This is a genomic window from Bartonella sp. PS7NMGDW, from assembly GCF_042193585.1.
In the GTDB taxonomy this organism is placed as follows: Bacteria; Pseudomonadota; Alphaproteobacteria; order Rhizobiales; family Rhizobiaceae; genus Bartonella; species Bartonella grahamii.
Genome location: NZ_JBHILX010000063.1, coordinates 1 through 1,901, shown reverse-complemented (window position 1 = coordinate 1,901; position 1,901 = coordinate 1). Strand labels below are relative to the sequence as shown.

The window sequence follows — 1,901 nt, the reverse complement described above, 5'->3', positions numbered from 1 at the left end:
TAGTCTTCATATTTGCTTGTAGGCAAACCTTTTGCTGTCTTACTGAGTACGTTGTAAACGTTTGAAGCAGTGACTTTACCCAAGCGCGCTTGAAACCATTCTGCTGTTCTTTGTTTCATCTCACACCGCAGTTCTCTGTTCGTGTGGCGTTGCTATATCGGCATCTTGTATAGTAGAATCTGTTTCTACCTTTTGCCTATTTTGTTTCTTTTTCAAAAGATGCAATACCGTTTGTGCTTGTCCTTCAGACATATCGTCAAGCTTTTTGACGTCGAAATGAGCAAGTATTTTTTCTTCTTCTGCTTGGGTTTGTACTATGAGTCTTCTGATTTCATTGATCTGTTGTGGAAAAGCCTTTTTAATAGGCGGGTTTCCATCCGTATCATCATCTTCACTCACGACATTAAGAAGCATACCTAACAGATATCTGCGTGCGTATGTGATTGCAGAACCAACCGATTGTATATTTGACTTGCATCCTTTCGTGTCATAAGGAAACTTTCCTTCTGTTGAGATTTTATTTCCAGACGGATGCGTCAAAGTCATTTCTATAATTATATTGTCTGAACTCTGTTCTTTGATACGAGAAAACAAAGCAAATCGGTGTTTTGCAAGAGTATTTTTTACAGCATCAATGTACTGGTCAAGGGTTGCATATTGGCTGTTTGTATGGGTGTTTGTAGAGTTTTTTTGTATTTTTTGATATTCTATTTGCATATTCGAAAGATCACTGGCAAATCTTTCGTAGTTTTGTCGTTCTATTTCTTTTTCTCGTAATGCGATCAGGCGCTCTAAGCGGTCCATATCGACGTCATTTCCTAAGGCTTTATTTAAAATGCGTTCCATAGCAGTTTGTTCGACGGCTAAATGCTGTGTTTCTTCAATTTCTGTTAGGTTAGTGTTTTGTTCCCTCATCTTGATTTCCTCCTATTTGAGCGCAATTCCCCCGTGGCGTGAATCACGCATGTTTTAAAAAGTTGTTTGTGGGGTTAGAAAGGGACGTCGTCCCCTGTTAAGTTTTCTGTCTTTTCCTTGTAAACAATTTTGTAATCGGCATAAATTTGTGCGTCGCCATAAATTCTTGGATTACCATCAATAATTGCATATTTGTAAATTTGTGCGTCCCCAAAAATATCCCCCCCATATACTTTTGCGTTATCATAAACTTGTGCATTGCCATAAACGCGTGCAAAATAAGCAACTTTCGCGTTACCAAACACTTTAGCGCTGTCGTAAACTTCGGCACCACAATAAACCATAGCTTCATTATTAACCCAACAGTCGGCTTCATGACTTAGGTTGTCCTCATCCTCTATAAAGCCCCCAAGGTTACCTTTCTTGACGCCACCAAAATCTCTTAATGCTCTAATTCGGTGAAGCGTAAATCCATCAACATTAATTGTTTCATCTGTCAGTTCATATTTTTTCATCTGGTCTTTTCTCCAGTTGATATGGCGTTATAGTCATCAACGTGTGCGCTACGGTAAACTTCTGCATCACCGTAAACTTTTGCTTCTCCGTAAATTTCTACCTTATCGTAAACACGTGCTTCATCGAAAACGCGTGCATCATTGTAAACTTTTGCACGCCCATGAACATGTGCATTGCCAAAAACCAAGGCATCACCAAAAACCTTGGCATAACCATAAACCTCTGCATTATGGGAAACGCATGCATTACCGTAAACTTCTGCATGATCATAAATTTTAGCATCACCATAAATCTTTGCACTATCGCCTACATGTCCGTCTTTAACTTTTGCATTGCCATAAACTTCTGCCTTATCGGAAACATATGCATAACCGTAAACATGTGCATTTTCTAAAACTTTTGCTTCTCCATAAATTTCTGCACGACCGTAAACGCGCGCTTCATCGAAAACGTGTGCGCTCTCGTAAACA

At 39.3% G+C, this 1,901-nt stretch carries 2 protein-coding genes and 2 pseudogenes; all 4 read right to left on the bottom strand.

All coding sequences use genetic code 11. The features are described from left to right. Positions 1 to 119, bottom strand: a pseudogene (locus tag ACFIKJ_RS09160) (exonuclease); the annotation flags it as partial. 1 nt (position 120) lies between these two features. Continuing rightward, on the bottom strand, positions 121 to 915 hold the full coding sequence (locus ACFIKJ_RS09155; RefSeq protein ID WP_375652035.1) for an ERF family protein: 795 nt from the start codon (positions 913 to 915) through the stop codon (positions 121 to 123). A gap of 74 nt (positions 916 to 989) precedes the next feature. Then, positions 990 to 1,430 carry a hypothetical protein gene (locus ACFIKJ_RS09150; protein WP_375652036.1) on the bottom strand — a complete coding sequence of 147 codons (441 nt, stop codon included), beginning with the start codon at positions 1,428 to 1,430 and terminating at the stop codon, positions 990 to 992. After that, positions 1,427 to 1,901: pseudogene (locus tag ACFIKJ_RS09145) on the bottom strand (hypothetical protein); the annotation flags it as partial. The pseudogene ACFIKJ_RS09145 and the gene ACFIKJ_RS09150, both read right to left, overlap by 4 nt.

Bases quoted from the DNA above. Each gene is read 5' to 3' on its own strand.
- ACFIKJ_RS09155 (WP_375652035.1), bottom strand. From the start codon at position 915: ATGAGGGAACAAAACACTAACCTAACAGAAATTGAAGAAACACAGCAT.
- ACFIKJ_RS09150 (WP_375652036.1), bottom strand. From the start codon at position 1,430: ATGAAAAAATATGAACTGACAGATGAAACAATTAATGTTGATGGATTT.